This is a genomic window from Algoriphagus oliviformis, assembly GCF_017254915.1.
Lineage (GTDB): Bacteria > Bacteroidota > Bacteroidia > Cytophagales > Cyclobacteriaceae > Algoriphagus > Algoriphagus oliviformis.
On record NZ_JAFKCT010000001.1, the window covers coordinates 1,126,047 to 1,143,038 of the forward strand.

A 16,992-nucleotide genomic window follows, 5' to 3' on the forward strand; every position below is an offset into this window, starting at 1 on the left:
AGAGGCCACTGAGAAAAGGGAGAAAATATAGCGCGTCAGCGCATTCGCGAGCAGTTCACTTTCTCGTGAGAGCCGCGAAGACGCAAAGGACTATACCTGTCGTTGTCCCGCTTCTTCAGAAGCTGGGCTCCAGTATCGGTGGACTGTCGTCCGTCGACTGTGGACAAAACTAGTCCTTTTCCAGCATTCAAAAGTTTTACATACAACACCTTAATCCATGAAAACCCAAACCGGAATCTTTGCCTTTGCGCTAGCACTCCTTCTCCAAGTCCACTTCGCCCAGGCACAGGAAAACATGCTTTGCCAAGGTGCCTACTGGACCGAGGACGAAGCCAACGTCCACATGAAGCAGTGGGCAACCGAATGGACGACCCAGGCTGACTGGGAAAAGCGAAGCCAAACCATCCGCGAGGGACTCGTCAAGGGCATGATGCTGGACCAGATGCCCAAGCGGGATAGTCCCTTCAACACAATCATCCACAGCACTCGGGAGATGGACGGCTACATCGTCGAAAACATCGCCATCGAAAGTTTTCCGGGCTTCTACATCACGGGAAATCTATATCGCCCTTTGTCCAAGGAGCCTTTTCAAAAAAGCCCCGCCATCCTCTCCGTGCACGGACACGGCACCGATCCGCGCTTTGGTGAGAGCGTGCAAAAACGCAGCGCGGCCTTTGCCAGGATGGGCGCCGTCGTCTTCGCCTATGACATGATCGGCTATGGGGATTCCAAGCAGGTGGAGCACAAGATGCCCATCGCGCTGACGATCCAAACCTACAATTCCCAACGGGTGATCGACTACCTCGTCTCCAGGCCCGATGTGGATCCCGATCGGATTGGCGTGACGGGCGAGTCAGGAGGCGGCACACAGACGATCCTGATCACGGCCCTTGACCCTCGGATCAAAGTCTCCGTGCCGGTGGTGATGGTCTCGGCCTATTTCTTTGGAGGCTGCACCTGCGAAAGCGGCATGCCGATCCACAAGAGCGCCCATCACCAAACCAACAATGTGGAAATCGCCGCGCTGGCGGTTCCCCGTCCCATGCTGCTGATCTCGGATGGCGGCGACTGGACCCAAAATACCCCGAGGGTCGAGATGCCCTACGTCCAGAAAGTCTATTCGCTCTACGATGCGGAAAGCAAGATAGACAACGTCCACCTGCCTGCCGAGCGCCACGACTATGGACCCAGCAAGCGTTTTGCCGCGTACAACTTCCTGGCAAACTACCTCGGGCTGAGCGCTGGGAAGATCTTGGTGAAAAACCAGTTTGACGAGGGCTTTGTCACGCTTTTGCCCAAAGAGGACTTGATGGTTTTCAATGAAAAAAATCCCGTTCCTGCCAATGCGTTGAAAGGTGACCAGGCGGTCGTTGACTTTCTTGGACTAAAACCCTGATCTACGCTAAACCCCTTTCCTTTTCCAATCGATGAGATTCCCCCATTGTGCGCTGCTGACATCCGCCCTGTTGGTCGCCGGTTCCGCTTTTGCCCAAAAAAACAACACCGTCACCTTTGGCCTCTGCACCGACGTACACATCCCCACCATGCACGACTCGGAGGAGCGCATGACGGTGTTTATCGAGGCCATGAAAAAGCAAAACCCGGACTTCATCATCGAGCTGGGCGATTTTAGCATTCCAAAACCCGAGTACCAGAAGGCTTATGACATCTGGAATTCCTTTCCCGGGGAAAAACACCATGTGATCGGCAACCATGAGATGGATGGGGGCACTTCCCATGCGCAGGCCTTGGCGTATCGGGGCATGGATGCCGGCTACTATTCCTTTGACAAAAACGGCTTTCACTTCGTCGTCCTCGATGGCAATGACAAAATCGATCCCGACAGAAAAGGATACCAACAACTGATCGGCCCGGCTCAATTGGCCTGGCTCAAAGCGGATCTGGAAAAATCCCAATACCCTGTGATCCTTTTTTCCCACCAAGGGCTCTCCATCTACCAAAGCCATCAGGAAACCTACGGAGTGGAAAACTACGCCGAAGTCCAGGCTTTGCTACAGGCGCACAACCGACTCCATCCGGAGCGGAAAGTCATCGCCTCCTTCAATGGCCATACGCATACCGACTACGCCGAAAACATCGACGGGATCTGGTACATCTCCACCACTTCCATGGCCTATCACTGGCTGGGAGAGGACTACGAGCACCTGCGGTACAGCGAGGAAGTGGACAAAAACTACCGCTGGATCAAGTACACGGCACCTTTCAAGGAGCCGCTTTTCACCACGGTGACCGTCTCCTCCAAGGGCAGGATCAAGATCGCAGGAAAGAAGACCGAGTGGGTGGGCCCCTCTCCCTTTGAATTGGGTTTCCCGGAAAACCTCAAGCCCTATGTACATCCGGAGATCAAAAAGAAGAAACTAAGGTTTTGAGCCGCTTTGGCGTAGGGCTATGGATAGCTCAGGCCAAAAGCTTTGGAGGCAAAATACTACGGAGGGGATAGTCCGTTCCGTCGGCTCATGGGTTTTCCATGTGGAGATGGTCGCTCCATTTCTTTCGATTTCATCACCTCCAAATCCGGAAAAATGAACCTCAGACCCGAATTTGTAGCCCTTAGCTTAGTCTTGGGTCTTTTTACTGCCTCCCTTTTTCTATCCTGCAAGCGGGAGTCCTCCGAAGCCACGGTACTTTCTGTTGCCGAAAAAGTCCCAGACGAAGCCTTTGTCCAAGAAGTCCACGAGGCCTTCTCTATCGGCGAAAACCCCGAAGACAATGAGGTCAGGGACATCTTTGTGGATACAGACGACCAGGTTTGGATCGCGACGGCGGGAGGGATTTTTGTCAAGGCGAAAGGCTCCGCAGAATGGAAACCCGTCCTTGAAGGGGAAAGCCGCGGGCCAGCCTACGCCGTGGAGCAGGATTCAGACGGTAGGCTTTGGCTGGGGACTTGGGATGGGCTCTATAGTTTTACAAGCGGAAAGACGGCAAAAGCCGAGGGCTTGGAAGGGCCGATCTCCCAGTTGGCCGTGGCTGGTTCCGTGCTCTATGCGCTGGGACCTATGGGCATTTGGCAGAGGAAAGGAGAGGCTTGGGAAAAGCAGTCTTACGCAATCGCCCGATCGGTACGGGATGCCCTTGCCGACGAAAAGGGTAATCTATGGGTGGCGACAGATGCGGGGTTGTACCTCTGCTCCGAAGACTCCGCCACACTTTTCCAAAACACCGAGGAACTGATCAGCTGTTACGCCAAGGCACTTGCTTTTGGGTCGGAAGACGAGCTATGGGTGGGAGCGATGGGGGGCGTGTCGGTGAGGGAGTCGAATAAATTGAGCCATAACCTGACCAGCAAGGAGGGCTTGCCCTCGATTCATGTCCGGTCCGTATCCCGATCTCCCGAGGGCGTGATGTGGGTAGGCACGGAGGAAGGAGTAGTCCGGTATTTTCCGGATGGGAGCCATTCTTTGCTTTTCAGCCGTCGCTGGCTGACGGACGATCAGGTGAATCAGGTGGCCTTTGACCAGGCTGGTGATGCTTGGGTTGCGACGCAAAATGGAGTCAGCCACATCCGAAAGTATTCCATGACCTTGGCCGAGAAGCAGCGTCATTTTTACTCCGAACTCATGGCCAAACACATGCGCGATCCCTGGATCTGCGGAGTGCTGCGCCTGGAAGTGCCTGGCGATACCTCTACTTGGGAACACTCCGATGACGACAACGACGGGGAATATACCGGCGGCTACCTGGCGATGGAAAGTTTTCGCTATGCGGTCACCCAAGACCCCGATGCGCTGGACAAAGCCCGAAAGGCTTTCGGATTTCTGAGGCTGCTCTACGAGGTGACCGGTACGGATGGGCTTTTCGCCAGAACCATCGTGCCGACCGATTGGACTTATCTCCACGATCCTAACCGGACCTACACAGAAAGGGAATTGGCCGAGCGGCTAGTCGAAGATCCACGCTACAAGCCCGTGGAGGAGCGATGGAGAGTCTCTGCGGACAAAAAGTGGCTGTGGAAAGGCGATACCAGCAGCGACGAGATGACTGGGCATTTCATGAGCTACTTTTATTTCTATGAGTTTGCCGCGACGGAAGAGGACAAGGAAGCGATTCGCGCCCATGTCTCCAAGCTCATGGACGCGGTGATCCGCAACAACTACAACCTGATCGATACGGATGGCAAGCACACCCGCTGGGCCGTGTGGTCGCCGGATCAACTGAACGGTGATCCGGATTGGGCTTCCGAAAAGGCGATCAATTCCTTCGAAATGCTGGCTTACCTGAAGTTTGCAGCGGCGATCACGGGCGATGAAAAATATGAAAAAGAATACCGCAGGCTGATCGAAGAAGAAGGGTACTTGGAAAATGCGGCTCAGCTCAACCACAAGAATCCCGCTTGGAAGATCTACTTTGACCTGACCATGGAGGGGTACTTATTTCCCATCCTCCTGAAATACGAGCAGGATGCGGAGATCCGCAAAGTCTATCGGCACCTCGCGGACGAATGGATCGGCATCCAGACTGAGGGCGAAAACCTGATCAACAACCTGAGCTATTCCCTAGCTACCGGAAAGAAGGTCAACGTGCCCCAGACCGTTTCTTTCCTGAGGGAGACCCCGCTGGACTTGGTGGATTGGCGGATCGACCACAGCAAGCGCGAGGACGTGCAGCTGGTCCATGCGCCTATTTTGGAAGAAATGCAGATCTCCGAGCTGCCGCCTCCCGCGATCCGCGCTACCGTCCGCTGGGACAAAAATCCCTGGGCGGCCATCCAGGGTAATCCCACGCAGGTGCGGGAACCTGTTTTCTGGCTTTGGCCCTACTGGATGGCGAGGTATCTGGAGATGATTGAGTAGTCCATAGTAGATAGTCTATGGTCCATAGCTGATACGTCTCTGAAGTTTTGAACTCTAGCGTTATGTTATCTCCTAAATGACCTCTCAACTTCGTGACGCCCGTCATTCAGGGTGTCCAAAGTGACACCGGATTGTCAGGTCGAGCGGAGTCGAGACCTTCTTCATACCACAGATAACACTCTACGTAACTAGTTTCGCCTTCGATTCCGGTCGGAAATTGATTGCCAGTCTTTTGGCGTTGAGCCTTCAGCGAATGGGGATTTGTAGCAGTTCCCAGGCAAACTCCTTGGGTTCTTGGCTGGGTATCTCGTGGGTTGATTTGTCAAACCAGACCAGCTCCTTCACCGGAGCTTTCAGCTGCTCGTAGTAGATGCCCGTCACCTTGGAATTTGAAACGAGGTCCTTTCTGGCTATAAAAAAATAGGCTGGGCACTTCAGTTCCGGGGCGCTTTCGATGAAGTTCACCTCGGAGGCTTTCATGAAGAGGTCAAACCAGGTTTTGTCCCAAGTTTCGAAAAGGTGCATGGGATAGGTCTTCGGAGTGACTTTGACCCCGCTGAAATGTGCCGTCCATTTCCGTTGGTAGTAGAGTTCTTTCCAATTGCGAAAAGGAATTTCTATGTCGGCGAGCTCTTGGATGGCGAGGGTATTTTGCTCCTTCTCGGCCAGTTCCCGGATCGTGTCCAACGTGAGTCTTTCCGAAAGTGCCGGGGCTACGATTCCTGAAACGTGGACATAGGCCAAGAGCTTTTCCGGATGGTTTTTGGCATATTCCAGGCCCAAATACCCACCCCAGGAAAACCCAACGAGCAGGAGTTTCTTTCGTCCAAACTTTTCAAGCAAGTAGTCTACGACCTCTTCCGTGTCCCGATGAAACAATTCAGGTGTCAACGGTACAGGCGAGGGATTCCAAGCCAACGTATTTCCGGTTTCCCGCTGATCCCATTGCACGACGAGGAAGTCATCCTGAAGTTTGCTTACGACAGATTTCAGGTAAGGCCTGGAACTAAACCCCGGCCCACCGTGCAGAAACAACAAAATCGGCTTGGAGGAGTCTTTGGTGTCTACCTCGATATACTGGTTGATCCCGCCGATGGCCGCTCCGTCCTTGGTGTGGATGGCTTGCTGGGCGAAAGAGGTGGCGCAAAGTAACAGCAGGAATAAAAGGGCGTTAAGGGCCTTCACTATGTAGTGATCTCGTTAAATGGTGAATTTCTATTCTTTTCTTTCTATTCTCTGTTCCGTCGTATTGTTCTCGAGATCAGAATATCTTACTGTAAAAAACTTATCGTTAAATTCTATAATTTCAAAACAATCACAGCACGAGCATATGGTGTCTGGAGTTGGATAAAATTCTGTTTTATCTGTAGAAAAATTGTGAATCACAATTTTTGAGAATGAATTTATGAGTGTTTCATAAACACCTATTTCATTCTTTGTGTCGAGATAAAAAGGATAATCTCCGAGCCATTTATCGTCTCCATTTTTTTTGTTGATTACTCGAAGCTGTTCAGGGTTTTCTGATCCTTGGCCGCGATGTTTTATAAGAACGTAGTTGACGAAATCAGCTCCCAGTTCGGTATAACCTTGTGAATTGTCTTTATATCTTATGTCAAGTACAATTTTATCACCATTCCCTAAAGTCAAAATTATAGCTTTAAACAATGAGTCGCTGATATAATCAATCGAAGCGCTATTGGTTAATTGACGGCTAGAGTCTGTGTGATTTCGAAAGTTTTCGATGAGAAAATCGGCTTTTTCGCTATCTCGTTCACTCAGTTGACCAAACGAAGTAGTCGATATGAAGCTCAATAGTATAAAAAGAACTGTTTTCATTTTGGAATCGTGCTATAGCCGCAATTGAGGGTGTTTTTTTATGTTCACTAAAATGATTTCTGAAACTCAATGCTCCTCAGGCAAGCAAGGGATTCCTTCCCTCGCATCTGGCCCAAAATGCGGCTTGATCCGATATTCCTCAATCGCCTTTTCAACGTCAGCGTCTTTCATCTGATAGTCCGGCGTGTAGCGCAACTCGTCCCAGTAGGTAGAGCGGGGATCCTCAAAACGTCGGTCGCCGGTTTTTTCCATCCAGGCGAGCAGCTGCTGCCTGAGCTGGCTTTTTGTCTCTGCGAAAGCCGGGTTGCCCGCTAGGTTTTTGAGCTGGTAAGGGTCGGCGACCACGTCGTAGAGTTCTTCCTCGGGTCGGGTGCCAAAGGCCAACGAAAAGTAATCCGGTTGGTTGGCGGCTGCTTTTCCCTCCAGCTCCATGATCAGAAACTTCGTGATGGAGTGGTCGACGTCCCCGTACTGTCCGACGGACTGGTGGACGCTGGGGTCACCTGCGGGATTTCGCTCCGGCATGGTATTCCAGATGTAGAGGAAGCGCTCGTTTCTCACCGCACGCATGGGATAGCTCAGGTCGCCCTTTCGCACATTTGCATGGCGCTCCCGCTCGAGATAAACCTGTTTTCTATCCTGCTTTTCCCCAGCAAGGAGCTTCCAAAGCGACTGTCCGCTCATCCCCTGCGGGGTTAGGTTGGCAGCTTCGAGGAAGCTCGGGGCGAAGTCTGCGAAGTTGACAAAGTCCTCGACCACCGTTCCGGCTTTGACCTTTTTTGGCCAGCGGATAGCCAGTGGGAGCCTTGCTCCGAAGTCGTAGAGGTTTGCCTTGGCGCGGGGGAAAGGCATGCCGTTGTCGCTGGTCATGACAATGATGGTGTTGTCCAGTTCGCCCATTTCCTCCAGCATGCGGATCAGCTGCCCGCTTTCCCGGTCAAAGCGCTCCACCTCGAAGTAGTAGTCCAGGATGTCGTTTCTCACGCAGTCATTGTCGGGGAAAAATCCAGGAACCGGCACGTCTTCCAGCTTCATGCCCGTGTGGATTCCGGTATTGGGCACATAGTCCCGGTGCGGATCGGTGCTGCCAAACCAAAAGACAAAGGGCTTTCCCTCGGGCCTTTCGGCCAGAAAAGCCTTGAAGTCGGGATAGCTTTTTCCAGCGGGATTATGCTCTAGGCCGGAGACTTTGAAGTCGCCCGGCCCCCAGCCTTTGCGGGAGGAGCCGGTGAAGTAGCCCGCTTCGCCGAGGAGGCTGACGTAGGTTGGGTATTGGGAGGGCCACTCGGGCCAGAGGTTGCCGCCGCTCTCGATCTCATGCGGGTAGCGACCGGTGAGGATGGATGCCCGCGAGGGGGAGCAGGACGGGGAGGAGGTGAAGGCCTTGTGGAAAAGCGCCCCTTCCCGCGCCAGACGGTCAAACGTCGGAGTCCTCACCACAGGGTCGCCGTACACGCCAGCATGGGAATAAGACCAGTCGTCGGCGATCAGAAAGAGGATGTTGGGCGGGGTTTCTTGGGGAGATTCGGAGGGAGTTGTGCTGAAAAGGCTAAAAAGCAGTAACAAAAAAGGTGTGAGGATCATAGCGGGTTTTTGTCAATGTCCCTTAAAGTAAGGGGAATCCGACTTCTGCGCAAGGAAGGAACTATCCAGGAATCACCAGCGACTGCAGGTATTCGCTCCCATCTTGAAACACATTCAAGTCTATGCGTTCGCGTATGCCGGGAAGACGGCCCTTTTCGGAAAACTGCCAAATCTCCCAGTCTTGGGTCTGTGGCTCCTCGAAATTTGCAATTTCGAGGACATATCACTAGATCTTTAATCTGATTTTTTAGACGGTTTTTTTATGGGGAAGGAATATGCAGCCAAAGACCGGGGGGCGGTTCACTTTGTTACCTTCACGGTTCATCAGTGGGTAGATGTATTTACCCGAAAAGCGTATGTTGAAGTATTTTTGGAAAGCCTCCGCTATTGTCAAAAAAACAAGGGGTTGGAAATCTTTGCTTGGGTAATCATGAGTAACCACTGCCATTTGATCCTCAGGGCAAAAGATGAAAATCTACCAGATGTTATTCGCGATTTCAGGAAATTCACCGCTAAAAAAATCTTCAAAGCTATTCAAGAAAACCCACAAGAAAGCCGAAAAAAGTGGCTGGAAATGACTCTTACTTTTGAGAATCAAATTTGGTTTTGGGAAAAAGGATACCACGGAGAGGAGATTTATTCAAGGTCTTTTTTTGAAACGAAAGTCAATTACATCCATGAAAATCCAGTTCGAGCGGGTATTGTGGAAAAACCTGAAGAGTATCTATTAAGCAGTGCAGGGGACTTTTTCGGAGTTAGGGCAGGAGCCCTGGACTTGGTTTTTTTTGGGTAAGTATGCTGGATTGCAAATCCTTTGATAAGTTCTCGAGGTTACAAACCTCGAGAAGCGGATTCCTTAAAGTAAGCCGAATCCCACTTCTGCGCAAGCGGAGACTCACCCGGGAATCACCAGCGACTGCAGGTATTCGCTCCCATCTTGAAACACATTCAGGTCTATGCGTTCGCGGATGCCGGGAAGACGGCCCTTTTCGGAAAACTGCCAGATCTCCCAGTCCTCGGTCTCCGGCTCGACGATGAGGTTATAGTTGGCCACCCAGATTGGATATCCGTCAAAGCCGTGTCCATGGAGCACGTCCCAAAAAAAGCGGTCGCCAGTGTAGATCATGGGTTTGACGCCGTAGTGCTCCTCCACGATCCGCAACCAGTTTTTCAGCCCTTCGCGAAGCTTTTCCCGGGACTGGATGGTGCTGTGCTTTTCTATGTCGAGGACCGGGATCAGGTTGCCAGGTTTCAGTTTTGCTGTTTTGATGAAGTTTTCCGCCTGTTTGGAGCTGTTTTCATTGGGCCGGTAGTAGTGGTAGGCTCCGAGGAGTACGGGCATGTTGCCAAAGCCTTCCCAGTTTCTGCGGAACTGCTTGTCCACCCCATCGTCGCCCATGGTAGCGCGGACGAAGACAAATTCGATCGGGTGGTTTTCCAGCTGGAGTTGGAGTTCCGGAAAGTCGATTTTGCCCTGGTATTCGGACACGTCTATGCCGAGGCTTCCTTCGGGATAGTTGCGGAAGATATGCTCGATCTTGAGTTCCTCGTTACGGGGAGGGGAGTTTTGGGTGAAAAAGCGAAGGCTGTCTTTCAACTCTGCCCGAAAGACAAAGACCAAAACCACCGATCCCAGCGTAGCCAAAAAAAGGACGAGAAATACAGGAAGCCAGGTGGAGACGTTTTTTTTCTTGCGGGGCATAGAAACGGTAAAGTTGGATAAAATACAAATGCACAGCCAAGCAAAGCGCCGGATTTCAAACTATGTTTTTGTAATCATTTGGTTTTCTATAAATTGGAATAGTTTCGGACGTTTTTTTCTTTTTCTCCAACTCAGCGAATGACTTTTGGACGCCTATTTTTCTGTTTGCTCTTCGCACTGTTTTCCTGCCAAAATCCCGGTGACCAGACTTTTTCTTACCAGCCTGTTCGTTCGGACAAGTCGCTGCGTGTGACTGATTTGGGCGAAAGTCTGGAGGTGCTGGAAGTACAGACTCGCTATCCCATCTCTGGGACGCCCACGATACTGAGATCCGAGCGGCATCTCTACCTCTTTGAGACCGACATGGTCACGACCTTATACCAGCTGGACCTGCGGGGTAAGGTGCTGCGTAGTCTGGAATTTGAAGAGGACGGCAGGCTACCCGCTGGATACATTACCCAAGTGATGCTGAGGGGCGATCAGATCGGGATCATTCTTTCCGGCGACCGGGTGACTTGGCTCAGCGAGACTCTCGAAGAAGTCGGTGAAGAGTTCTTACCCGTAAAGGCCAAGTTCCATTTTCAGGGAGAAGTTGGCAACATCGCATTCACCAATCGGATTGCGGACGGTGACTGGGAGATTTTGACCTATGATTCTGTCGTGCGCTCACGCGCTTTGCCTGTGGACCGGGAAGCTTATGGTTTTTACAACCTCACCTATTCCCAGTTTTCCCAATGGAGAGAAGGGGTGCTGTTTTCCCGAGCCTTCAATGATACCATCTATCTCTGGGAGGGCGGTGAGTTTCGTCCATTGCTTCATATTGATCTAGGAGGTCGGGCCTTTCCCCGAGAGAAGCTCTATGGAGTCACCTATCCTCCCGATTTCGCAAAAGTGATCAACTCACCTGAATACAGCTATTTGTATGGAGAGGTCTTTGGATTGGACAGCCAGAGGATCATGATTCAGCTGCAAGATGAATCTCGGCGAAAGCTGGCAATGATGGATTTTTCCAGCCGAGAGTTAACCATCTATCCGGGCATTGTAGACAATTCCGTGTCCGGGGTGGATCTTGGTATACCTCAATTCTCCAAAGACGGAATCCTGTATTTTGGGCTTTCCGGCGAGCAGATCCAAGAAAACATCGATAGACTCCCGGAATCTTTCAAGCATAGGCTGTCGGATACTTACGACGAGTCGTATTTTATCTTTCTCCTTAAGGTCAAAGAATCGGGCTAACATCAAAATTGTCAGTATTTGATGTCAGTTGCTTGTTCTCCCCTTTCTGTTGAGGTTGGATTTTATCCTAACATTAAAAATTAGAAAAATTGATGTCAGATGGGGTTGAGTCCATTGCATTTAAGGCCAGCTTTCTTACCTTACATCAAAAAATAGGTATTTTGATGCGAGATCAGCTGTACAGAATCAACCCCGACCGAACTGTTCCTTGGAACGGACTGCCCAAGTTGCCTATAGATCCGGCGATCTACCGGGATCTGGATGTATACGAAGGATTGGGCAAGGCCAAGGCCGCTCTCGGAAAACTCCAAGGCCGCAGTATCGCCATTCCCAACCAGGGCATCTTGGTCAATACGATCAGCTTGCAGGAGGCCAAAGCTTCTAGCGAAATCGAGCACATCTTCACCACGGACGATGAGCTGTATCGGGCCTTTAGCGATGATGAGCCGCCGGTCAATGGCCCTGCCAAGGAAGTGCTGCGCTACCGCGAGTCGATCTGGGCGGGGCATGAATATCTGGAGATAAAAGGAAAGTTTGACCTGGAGTACTTTGAGACGGTATATCGTACCACCACGGAGTATGCCGATGGGCTGCGAAAACCTTTCGCACAGACCTACATCCGGCAAGGGGGATCGGGACCGAATGCCGGTAAGCCGATCTACACCCCGCCTCGGGGAGAAGGCCTGCTGGAGGACTTGATGGACAACCTGATCCAGTTTGTCAATGAGGCGGAAAATCCTCCCCTCGATCCATTGATCAAGATCGCAATCGCCCACCTGCAGTTTGAGGCGATCCACCCTTTCCGGGACGGCAATGGCCGCACGGGCCGGATCTTCAACATCCACTATCTCGTAAACAGCGGCCTACTGGATCTGCCCATCCTTTTTCTCAGCAAGTACATCCTACAGCACAAGGAAGACTACTATGCCCACCTGGCCGGAGTCACCCAGCGTGGGGCTTGGAAGGACTGGCTCCTTTTCATTTTCCGGGGGATCGAACTGACTTCCGAGGATACGTTCCAAAAGATCACCGACATCCTCAGCGCCAAGGATGCCATGCTCAGGCTGTTGGAAAAGGAGACCCGCATAGCCCGGCCGGAGTCCCTGTTGGAGGCGATTTTTACCCAGCCCTTTACCAAAGTCAAACACCTGGTGGACAAAAAGCTCTATGCCGAAAACACCGCCCGCCTCTACCTAAACCAGCTCGTGGAGCTGGGCATCTGCGAAAAGCGCAAAATCAGCGGTAACCACTATTACCTGAACTTGGAGCTGTATAGGATTTTGGGGAGTTGAGATGTGTTTAACTTTGATCTGGCTTCTCTTTGGCAGATACTACCAGCACAAGAACGTCGGGCTTGGGAAAAGACGTAGGGAGAAGATCAACCTTAAAGGGCAGCTCCATGGAGCTCAGTTCCTCAATTTTCCTGTCAAGGAGATCATGCTTTTTACAGTATTGAAAAGTTAATTTCAGATACCTGCGGATTATCATCAATGGTAGGAACGTTCCTCGATAGGCCATCCACTCCATCAAATCCTTTTTTCCTTTCGAGCTATTGCAGCTTTTACAGGCGAAAATGAGATTTTCGGCATCGTCTAGTCCCCCATACTTTTGGGGGAAAATGTGGTCTAAGGCAAGTCGCTCGTTGGATCCGCAATAGTTGCATACCTGACCAGACTGCAGTTTTATTTTTTCATCATCAAAAATCGACCTCATGTTCATGGAGCCAGTCATCAACCCTTTGAATAATTTGGCTCTGATGACGTAGTTGAAAGTCCCATAGTTGGCATGTCCCTTTTCTACAGCGGAATGCGCCATTGCCAAGTTGGCGTAGGAATAGAAAATCTTTTCTTGGACGGTTTCTAGAGGCTTTTTGGGCATAGATGGAAGTAGCTACAAACTCAAACTGTAATGTCTCAGACGACCTTCAGGAGATCCTGCGCGATTTGGTGAAGGCCCTCCACGACTTTTTTGCGGTTGACAGACCTAGGCGAAACCCTCCCGGTGATGTAGTGCCCGAGTTGACGCTCGTTGATGCCAGAGGCACGGGCAATAGCCGCACGGGAGATTTTCCCGTCTAGGGACTTGAGAATGGCTTGGGTGCTCAGGCGATATTCCAATTCATACTCCGACCGGAGTGCTGGGGGAATAGGCTCTCCGTCTTCAGCCATTCCTGTGAGGTGCATTTGCAGGGCAGTGGCATACGCTTCCTTCACCCCGTTGAGCGTTTTGTGTGTAGCTACACATCCTGGGACTATGTCGGCAAGGGCTCCGTAGTTGTCTTCCCAAGTGATGTCGACGATGATAGTGGGCATGGGCAATTGAATTTTTTCGGGGGCTTTCATTTCCATCCTGCCTGCTTCCAGATACTGTTGAGAAGTTCTTGGCTTAGGGTGTCCGAAGGTTTACCGTTTAGGGTGACTCGGCCTTTTTTTACGGGATGCTTAAACTGTCGATGACTTCCTCTTTGCTCCCGCAGATACCAGCCGTCCTCGGAAAGTAGCCTAAGGACATCCTTTACTTTGAATTTCTCCACATAGTTTCAGAATAGATTTTTCAAATATAGTATTAATACTACGTTTCTATCTGCGGCTAGGGTTCGATTTTGGTAAATTCTGTCCACCATCCCGCCTCCGAACCTCCCGACTTCCCTACCTCCCCACTTCAAACACCGCCGATTCCAGTGGGCCGAAGTCCAGTTCCAAGAATGCCTCCTGCTCGTGGACGCGAAGCAGGGTTTTCTTTTTGCCAAACATCACTTCCGAAACCTCCCTTGTTCCCGGAGCGAGATGCCATAGCGCAACGAGCTCTTTCGGGATTTTCAGCCGGGCCATGAAGCCATGGTGCTCGTCAAAGTTGCAGACGACGAGCAGTTGTTGGCCGCCGCCCCAGCGGGCGAAAGCAAATTGCTTTGATCCATAACCCGAGTGGTGGTGCCGATTTAGGGTGTGAAGTTCTCGGTATTCCCCTCTTAGTGCAGGACTCTGAACTGAGAAATTCAGTACTTCCGAGTGGTAGTTGCGCAGGGCTTTTTCATTGTCCGTGAGCTGTCCCCCGTCAAACTTGCCCCCGTTCATCCACTTCTGGTGCTGGGGTACGCCGATGTAGTCAAAGATGGAGGTGCGGTTGGGATGCCCAAAACCGGCCCATTCCCTCGCTGGCTCGCCTACCTCCTGGCCGAAATAGATCATCGTTGGTGAAGTGCCGATCAAGGCCGAAACGACCATCGCAGGCATGGCTTTCCATGGGTTTACCGCAAACTCGGGACTGGCAATGCGCACTTCGTCGTGATTTTCCAGAAAATGGAGCATGTGATGCTCGATGTCTTTCAGCCCTTGCTGGATATGGACGAGTTTGTCCGTGGAGCCATGGCCTTGGACGATTTCCTTCAGCGCGTCGTAGAGGCCGACTTTGTCGTAGAGGTAGTCCACTTTTCCCTTGAAGATAAAGTCCCGGTACAAGCCGGGATTGTAGACTTCGGCTACGAGAAAAGCATCCTCTTTACGGGACTTGATGTGCGAATTGAGGTAGGACCAAAACTCCACCGGCACCATCTCGGCCATGTCGTAGCGAAAGCCGTCCACGTTTTTTTCCAGCCAAAAGAAGGCGATGTCCCGGAATTTCCTCCAAGTATCGGGCACTTCTTTTTCCTTCCAAAAAGCCAAATGCTTTGTCCAATCCCACTTGATTGCTTCGATTGGTAGTTCTGGAAAATCTTTGCTTCCATCTGGGCGCAGGCCATAGTTGATCTTGGCTGTCTCGTACCAGTCGTAGAAGTCGGGCTTTGCGTTCCTCGAGCCGTTGCCTGTCCATTTGGCGGGAAATTCGCGATAAGCTTCCCCCAGCAGGGAATGGGCCTCGCCTCCCAGGGGCTGGTAGCCGTTTTTGGGATCGGGGATCTCGAAAGCCTTTCCAGGGATGTAGTAGAAGTTGTTGTCCCGGGCGTATGCTACCGAAGTGTCGTCTTCGGCACCGAAGTCACTGGTGCCAGCGGGATTGTTTCGGCCCTCATAGTGGCGGGAGACGTGGTTGGGCACGAGGTCTATGATGACCTTCATACCATGCCGGTGCGTGCGGGCGATGAGCTCCTCAAACTCCTCCAGGCGACGGCTTGGATTCGTCACCAAGTCGGGATTGACCTGATAATAGTCCCGGATGGCGTAGGGCGAGCCTGCCCGGCCCTTCACGACCGCAGGATGGTCAGACTGGAGCCCTATCTCCGGGAAGTCGCCGACCATGGCATGGTGCAGCACCCCCGTGTACCAGATGTGGGTCACCCCCAGCTTTCTGATCTCCTCCAGAGCCAGGTCCGTGAAGTCGGCAAACTTTCCCACCCCATTTTCCTCCCGGGTTCCCCAGGGCTTGTTGCGGGTGTTTTTGTTGCCAAAAAGACGGGTGAAAACGTGATAGAGGACAATCTTCGGGGGCTTCATTGCTGATGGTTTTGGAAAAAGCTGCCGCGGCGGAAGGCTCGGCGGCCAAACACGAGTTCATCAGGTTATCGGGTCAATCGGTACAGTAAGATCGTATTTCTTTTGATCAAATCGGGATATTGCTTCATGTTTATCGTCTCGCCCGGAGCGTGGGCTCCGCTTCCTGAGGCGCCCAATCCATCCAGACAGTCCATGAATTCCGCCACGAAGGAGATGTCCCCAGCGCCTCGGCTGCCGGGATCGCCGGGTTTCACCTCTCCAAAACCCATATCGAGGCTCACTTGGTTGAGGATTTTTGCCAAAGCATAGTTGCCCTCGCTTGGCTCCATGGAGGGCAGCCCGTCTTTGAACGCAATCTCCGCATCGGTCAGATGGAGGTGTTGGGCCACGATTTCGGTCATCTTGGCTCTGGCGGATTCCTTTTGGGCTTCGCCCAAAAACCTCAAATCTCCCGTGACTAGGGCCTCTCGGGCTACGATGTTGGTCTTGCCCAACGCTTCGCCCTTTCCCGTCACCGGATCGAGACTGACATCCGAACCGCCGACAAATTGGCCTGGATTAAAAGTCAGATATTGCTCTCCGGCCAATGTCTCCTGAAACTCGGTGAGAATCCTTGCGGCTTCATAGATGGCCCCGTAGCCCACAGACTCCCGGAATACACCGCTGGAGTGGCTTTGCTTCCCGCCGGTCTTCAGCGTCCAGGTGCTCGCGCCCCTTCTAGCGACGGTCACGCTGCCAAAGCCCTGCGCCGTCTCATAAGCCAGTGCGATCTCATGCTGCCGGGCCCGCTCGATGAAGTCCCTCCGGGAGACAGTCACATTACCAGAACTCTCCTCGTCTCCGGTAAAATAGACGGTAATCGTCCTGTCCACCAGCATGCCCAGCTCATCGAGGGCTTTGAGGCTGGCCAAAATCAGGACATCGCCGCCTTTCATGTCATTGGCACCCTGGCCGGTGGCGGTGCTGTCGTTGAGCCAGGTGAAGGGTGTGAAGGGCATGTCCTTTTCGAAGACGGTGTCGAGATGTCCGATCAGAAAGAGCTTTTTGCCCTTGCTGCCCTTGCGGGTGGCGATGAAGTGGCCCGAGCGCTTGACTTCGGCAGGGAGCTCCAGCCATTCGGTCTCGAAGCCGATTTTTTGAAACTCCCGCTCAAAGACCCTGCTGACCTGCCGCACCCCCTCTGAATTGAGCGAACCGGAATTGATGTTGATGACCTCCTCGAGTAGGGCGAGGGTTTCCTGGTAGTTTTGGTCGATCAGTCTGGTGAGTTTTTGCTCATCCTCGGTAAGGTTTTGCTGCGCAAAAAGCAAGGAAGGCATCAGGCACAAGGCCAAGAGCTGCAAGGTCTTTTTCATAGGAGGAAGCTAACCGAAAAATGCTAGGCTGGCAAGAG

The 16,992-nt window shown here is 52.1% G+C and carries 15 protein-coding genes; 6 read left to right on the forward strand and 9 right to left on the reverse strand.

The features are described 5' to 3' along the window. Positions 1-217 precede the first annotated feature (217 nt). The 3 genes from J0A68_RS04885 (at position 218) to J0A68_RS04895 (ending at position 4,811) form a co-directional block, all read left to right on the forward strand. Positions 218-1,396, forward strand: coding sequence for an alpha/beta hydrolase family protein (locus J0A68_RS04885; protein WP_206577060.1), 1,179 nt, complete (start codon positions 218-220; stop codon positions 1,394-1,396). 31 nt (positions 1,397-1,427) lie between these two features. Beyond that, positions 1,428-2,390, forward strand: coding sequence for a metallophosphoesterase family protein (locus J0A68_RS04890; protein WP_206577061.1), 963 nt, complete (start codon positions 1,428-1,430; stop codon positions 2,388-2,390). A gap of 153 nt (positions 2,391-2,543) precedes the next feature. Then, positions 2,544-4,811 carry a ligand-binding sensor domain-containing protein gene (locus J0A68_RS04895; RefSeq protein ID WP_206577062.1) on the forward strand — a complete coding sequence of 756 codons (2,268 nt, stop codon included), beginning with the start codon at positions 2,544-2,546 and terminating at the stop codon, positions 4,809-4,811. A 246-nt stretch (positions 4,812-5,057) separates the two neighbouring features. On the opposite strand, the gene J0A68_RS04900 is transcribed toward J0A68_RS04895, so the two are convergent. The 3 genes from J0A68_RS04900 to J0A68_RS04910 form a co-directional block, all read right to left on the reverse strand. Next, complete coding sequence (locus J0A68_RS04900) at positions 5,058-5,996, reverse strand: alpha/beta hydrolase (RefSeq protein ID WP_206577063.1); 939 nt, start codon at positions 5,994-5,996, stop codon at positions 5,058-5,060. 30 nt (positions 5,997-6,026) lie between these two features. Then, positions 6,027-6,647 (reverse strand): hypothetical protein, encoded by a 621-nt coding sequence (locus J0A68_RS04905; protein WP_206577064.1) that lies wholly within the window; start codon positions 6,645-6,647, stop codon positions 6,027-6,029. A 66-nt stretch (positions 6,648-6,713) separates the two neighbouring features. Then, positions 6,714-8,231 (reverse strand): sulfatase family protein, encoded by a 1,518-nt coding sequence (locus tag J0A68_RS04910; protein ID WP_206577065.1) that lies wholly within the window; start codon positions 8,229-8,231, stop codon positions 6,714-6,716. Between the two features lie 262 nt (positions 8,232-8,493). Between J0A68_RS04910 and J0A68_RS04915 the strand changes: the two genes are divergently transcribed. Next, positions 8,494-9,024, forward strand: a complete 531-nt coding sequence (locus J0A68_RS04915; protein ID WP_206577066.1) for an REP-associated tyrosine transposase — start codon at positions 8,494-8,496, stop codon at positions 9,022-9,024. 102 nt (positions 9,025-9,126) lie between these two features. Here the strand turns inward: J0A68_RS04915 and J0A68_RS04920 are convergent, their stop codons facing one another. After that, positions 9,127-9,933, reverse strand: a complete 807-nt coding sequence (locus tag J0A68_RS04920; protein ID WP_206577067.1) for a glycoside hydrolase family 25 protein — start codon at positions 9,931-9,933, stop codon at positions 9,127-9,129. Between the two features lie 138 nt (positions 9,934-10,071). Here J0A68_RS04920 and J0A68_RS04925 point away from each other — a divergent pair, with 138 nt between their 5' ends. Together J0A68_RS04925 and J0A68_RS04930 are read left to right on the forward strand one after the other, a co-directional pair. Next, on the forward strand, positions 10,072-11,169 hold the full coding sequence (locus J0A68_RS04925) for a hypothetical protein (protein WP_206577068.1): 1,098 nt from the start codon (positions 10,072-10,074) through the stop codon (positions 11,167-11,169). A 164-nt stretch (positions 11,170-11,333) separates the two neighbouring features. Next, a complete protein-coding gene (locus J0A68_RS04930; protein ID WP_206577069.1) occupies positions 11,334-12,461 on the forward strand; it encodes a Fic family protein in 1,128 nt (375 codons plus the stop codon). A 7-nt stretch (positions 12,462-12,468) separates the two neighbouring features. On the opposite strand, the gene J0A68_RS04935 is transcribed toward J0A68_RS04930, so the two are convergent. The 5 genes from J0A68_RS04935 to J0A68_RS04955 form a co-directional block, all read right to left on the reverse strand. Beyond that, the gene (locus J0A68_RS04935) at positions 12,469-13,047 is read right to left on the reverse strand and encodes an HNH endonuclease (RefSeq protein WP_206577070.1); all 579 of its coding nucleotides are present in this window, start codon (positions 13,045-13,047) and stop codon (positions 12,469-12,471) included. Between the two features lie 35 nt (positions 13,048-13,082). After that, complete coding sequence (locus J0A68_RS04940) at positions 13,083-13,481, reverse strand: type II toxin-antitoxin system HicB family antitoxin (RefSeq protein WP_206577071.1); 399 nt, start codon at positions 13,479-13,481, stop codon at positions 13,083-13,085. 26 nt (positions 13,482-13,507) lie between these two features. Beyond that, positions 13,508-13,702, reverse strand: a complete 195-nt coding sequence (locus J0A68_RS04945) for a type II toxin-antitoxin system HicA family toxin (protein WP_206577072.1) — start codon at positions 13,700-13,702, stop codon at positions 13,508-13,510. A gap of 115 nt (positions 13,703-13,817) precedes the next feature. Further along, complete coding sequence (locus tag J0A68_RS04950; protein WP_206577073.1) at positions 13,818-15,599, reverse strand: alpha-amylase family glycosyl hydrolase; 1,782 nt, start codon at positions 15,597-15,599, stop codon at positions 13,818-13,820. A gap of 65 nt (positions 15,600-15,664) precedes the next feature. Continuing rightward, entirely contained in the window at positions 15,665-16,954 is a 1,290-nt protein-coding gene (locus J0A68_RS04955; protein WP_206577074.1) for a M20/M25/M40 family metallo-hydrolase, read from the reverse strand. Positions 16,955-16,992: the final 38 nt, after the last annotated feature.

Bases quoted from the DNA above. Each gene is read 5' to 3' on its own strand.
- J0A68_RS04885 (WP_206577060.1), top strand. From the start codon at position 218: ATGAAAACCCAAACCGGAATCTTTGCCTTTGCGCTAGCACTCCTTCTC.
- J0A68_RS04890 (WP_206577061.1), top strand. From the start codon at position 1,428: ATGAGATTCCCCCATTGTGCGCTGCTGACATCCGCCCTGTTGGTCGCC.
- J0A68_RS04895 (WP_206577062.1), top strand. From the start codon at position 2,544: ATGAACCTCAGACCCGAATTTGTAGCCCTTAGCTTAGTCTTGGGTCTT.
- J0A68_RS04905 (WP_206577064.1), bottom strand. From the start codon at position 6,647: ATGAAAACAGTTCTTTTTATACTATTGAGCTTCATATCGACTACTTCG.
- J0A68_RS04910 (WP_206577065.1), bottom strand. From the start codon at position 8,231: ATGATCCTCACACCTTTTTTGTTACTGCTTTTTAGCCTTTTCAGCACA.
- J0A68_RS04915 (WP_206577066.1), top strand. From the start codon at position 8,494: ATGGGGAAGGAATATGCAGCCAAAGACCGGGGGGCGGTTCACTTTGTT.
- J0A68_RS04920 (WP_206577067.1), bottom strand. From the start codon at position 9,933: ATGCCCCGCAAGAAAAAAAACGTCTCCACCTGGCTTCCTGTATTTCTC.
- J0A68_RS04925 (WP_206577068.1), top strand. From the start codon at position 10,072: ATGACTTTTGGACGCCTATTTTTCTGTTTGCTCTTCGCACTGTTTTCC.
- J0A68_RS04930 (WP_206577069.1), top strand. From the start codon at position 11,334: ATGCGAGATCAGCTGTACAGAATCAACCCCGACCGAACTGTTCCTTGG.
- J0A68_RS04935 (WP_206577070.1), bottom strand. From the start codon at position 13,047: ATGCCCAAAAAGCCTCTAGAAACCGTCCAAGAAAAGATTTTCTATTCC.
- J0A68_RS04940 (WP_206577071.1), bottom strand. From the start codon at position 13,481: ATGCCCACTATCATCGTCGACATCACTTGGGAAGACAACTACGGAGCC.
- J0A68_RS04950 (WP_206577073.1), bottom strand. From the start codon at position 15,599: ATGAAGCCCCCGAAGATTGTCCTCTATCACGTTTTCACCCGTCTTTTT.
- J0A68_RS04955 (WP_206577074.1), bottom strand. From the start codon at position 16,954: ATGAAAAAGACCTTGCAGCTCTTGGCCTTGTGCCTGATGCCTTCCTTG.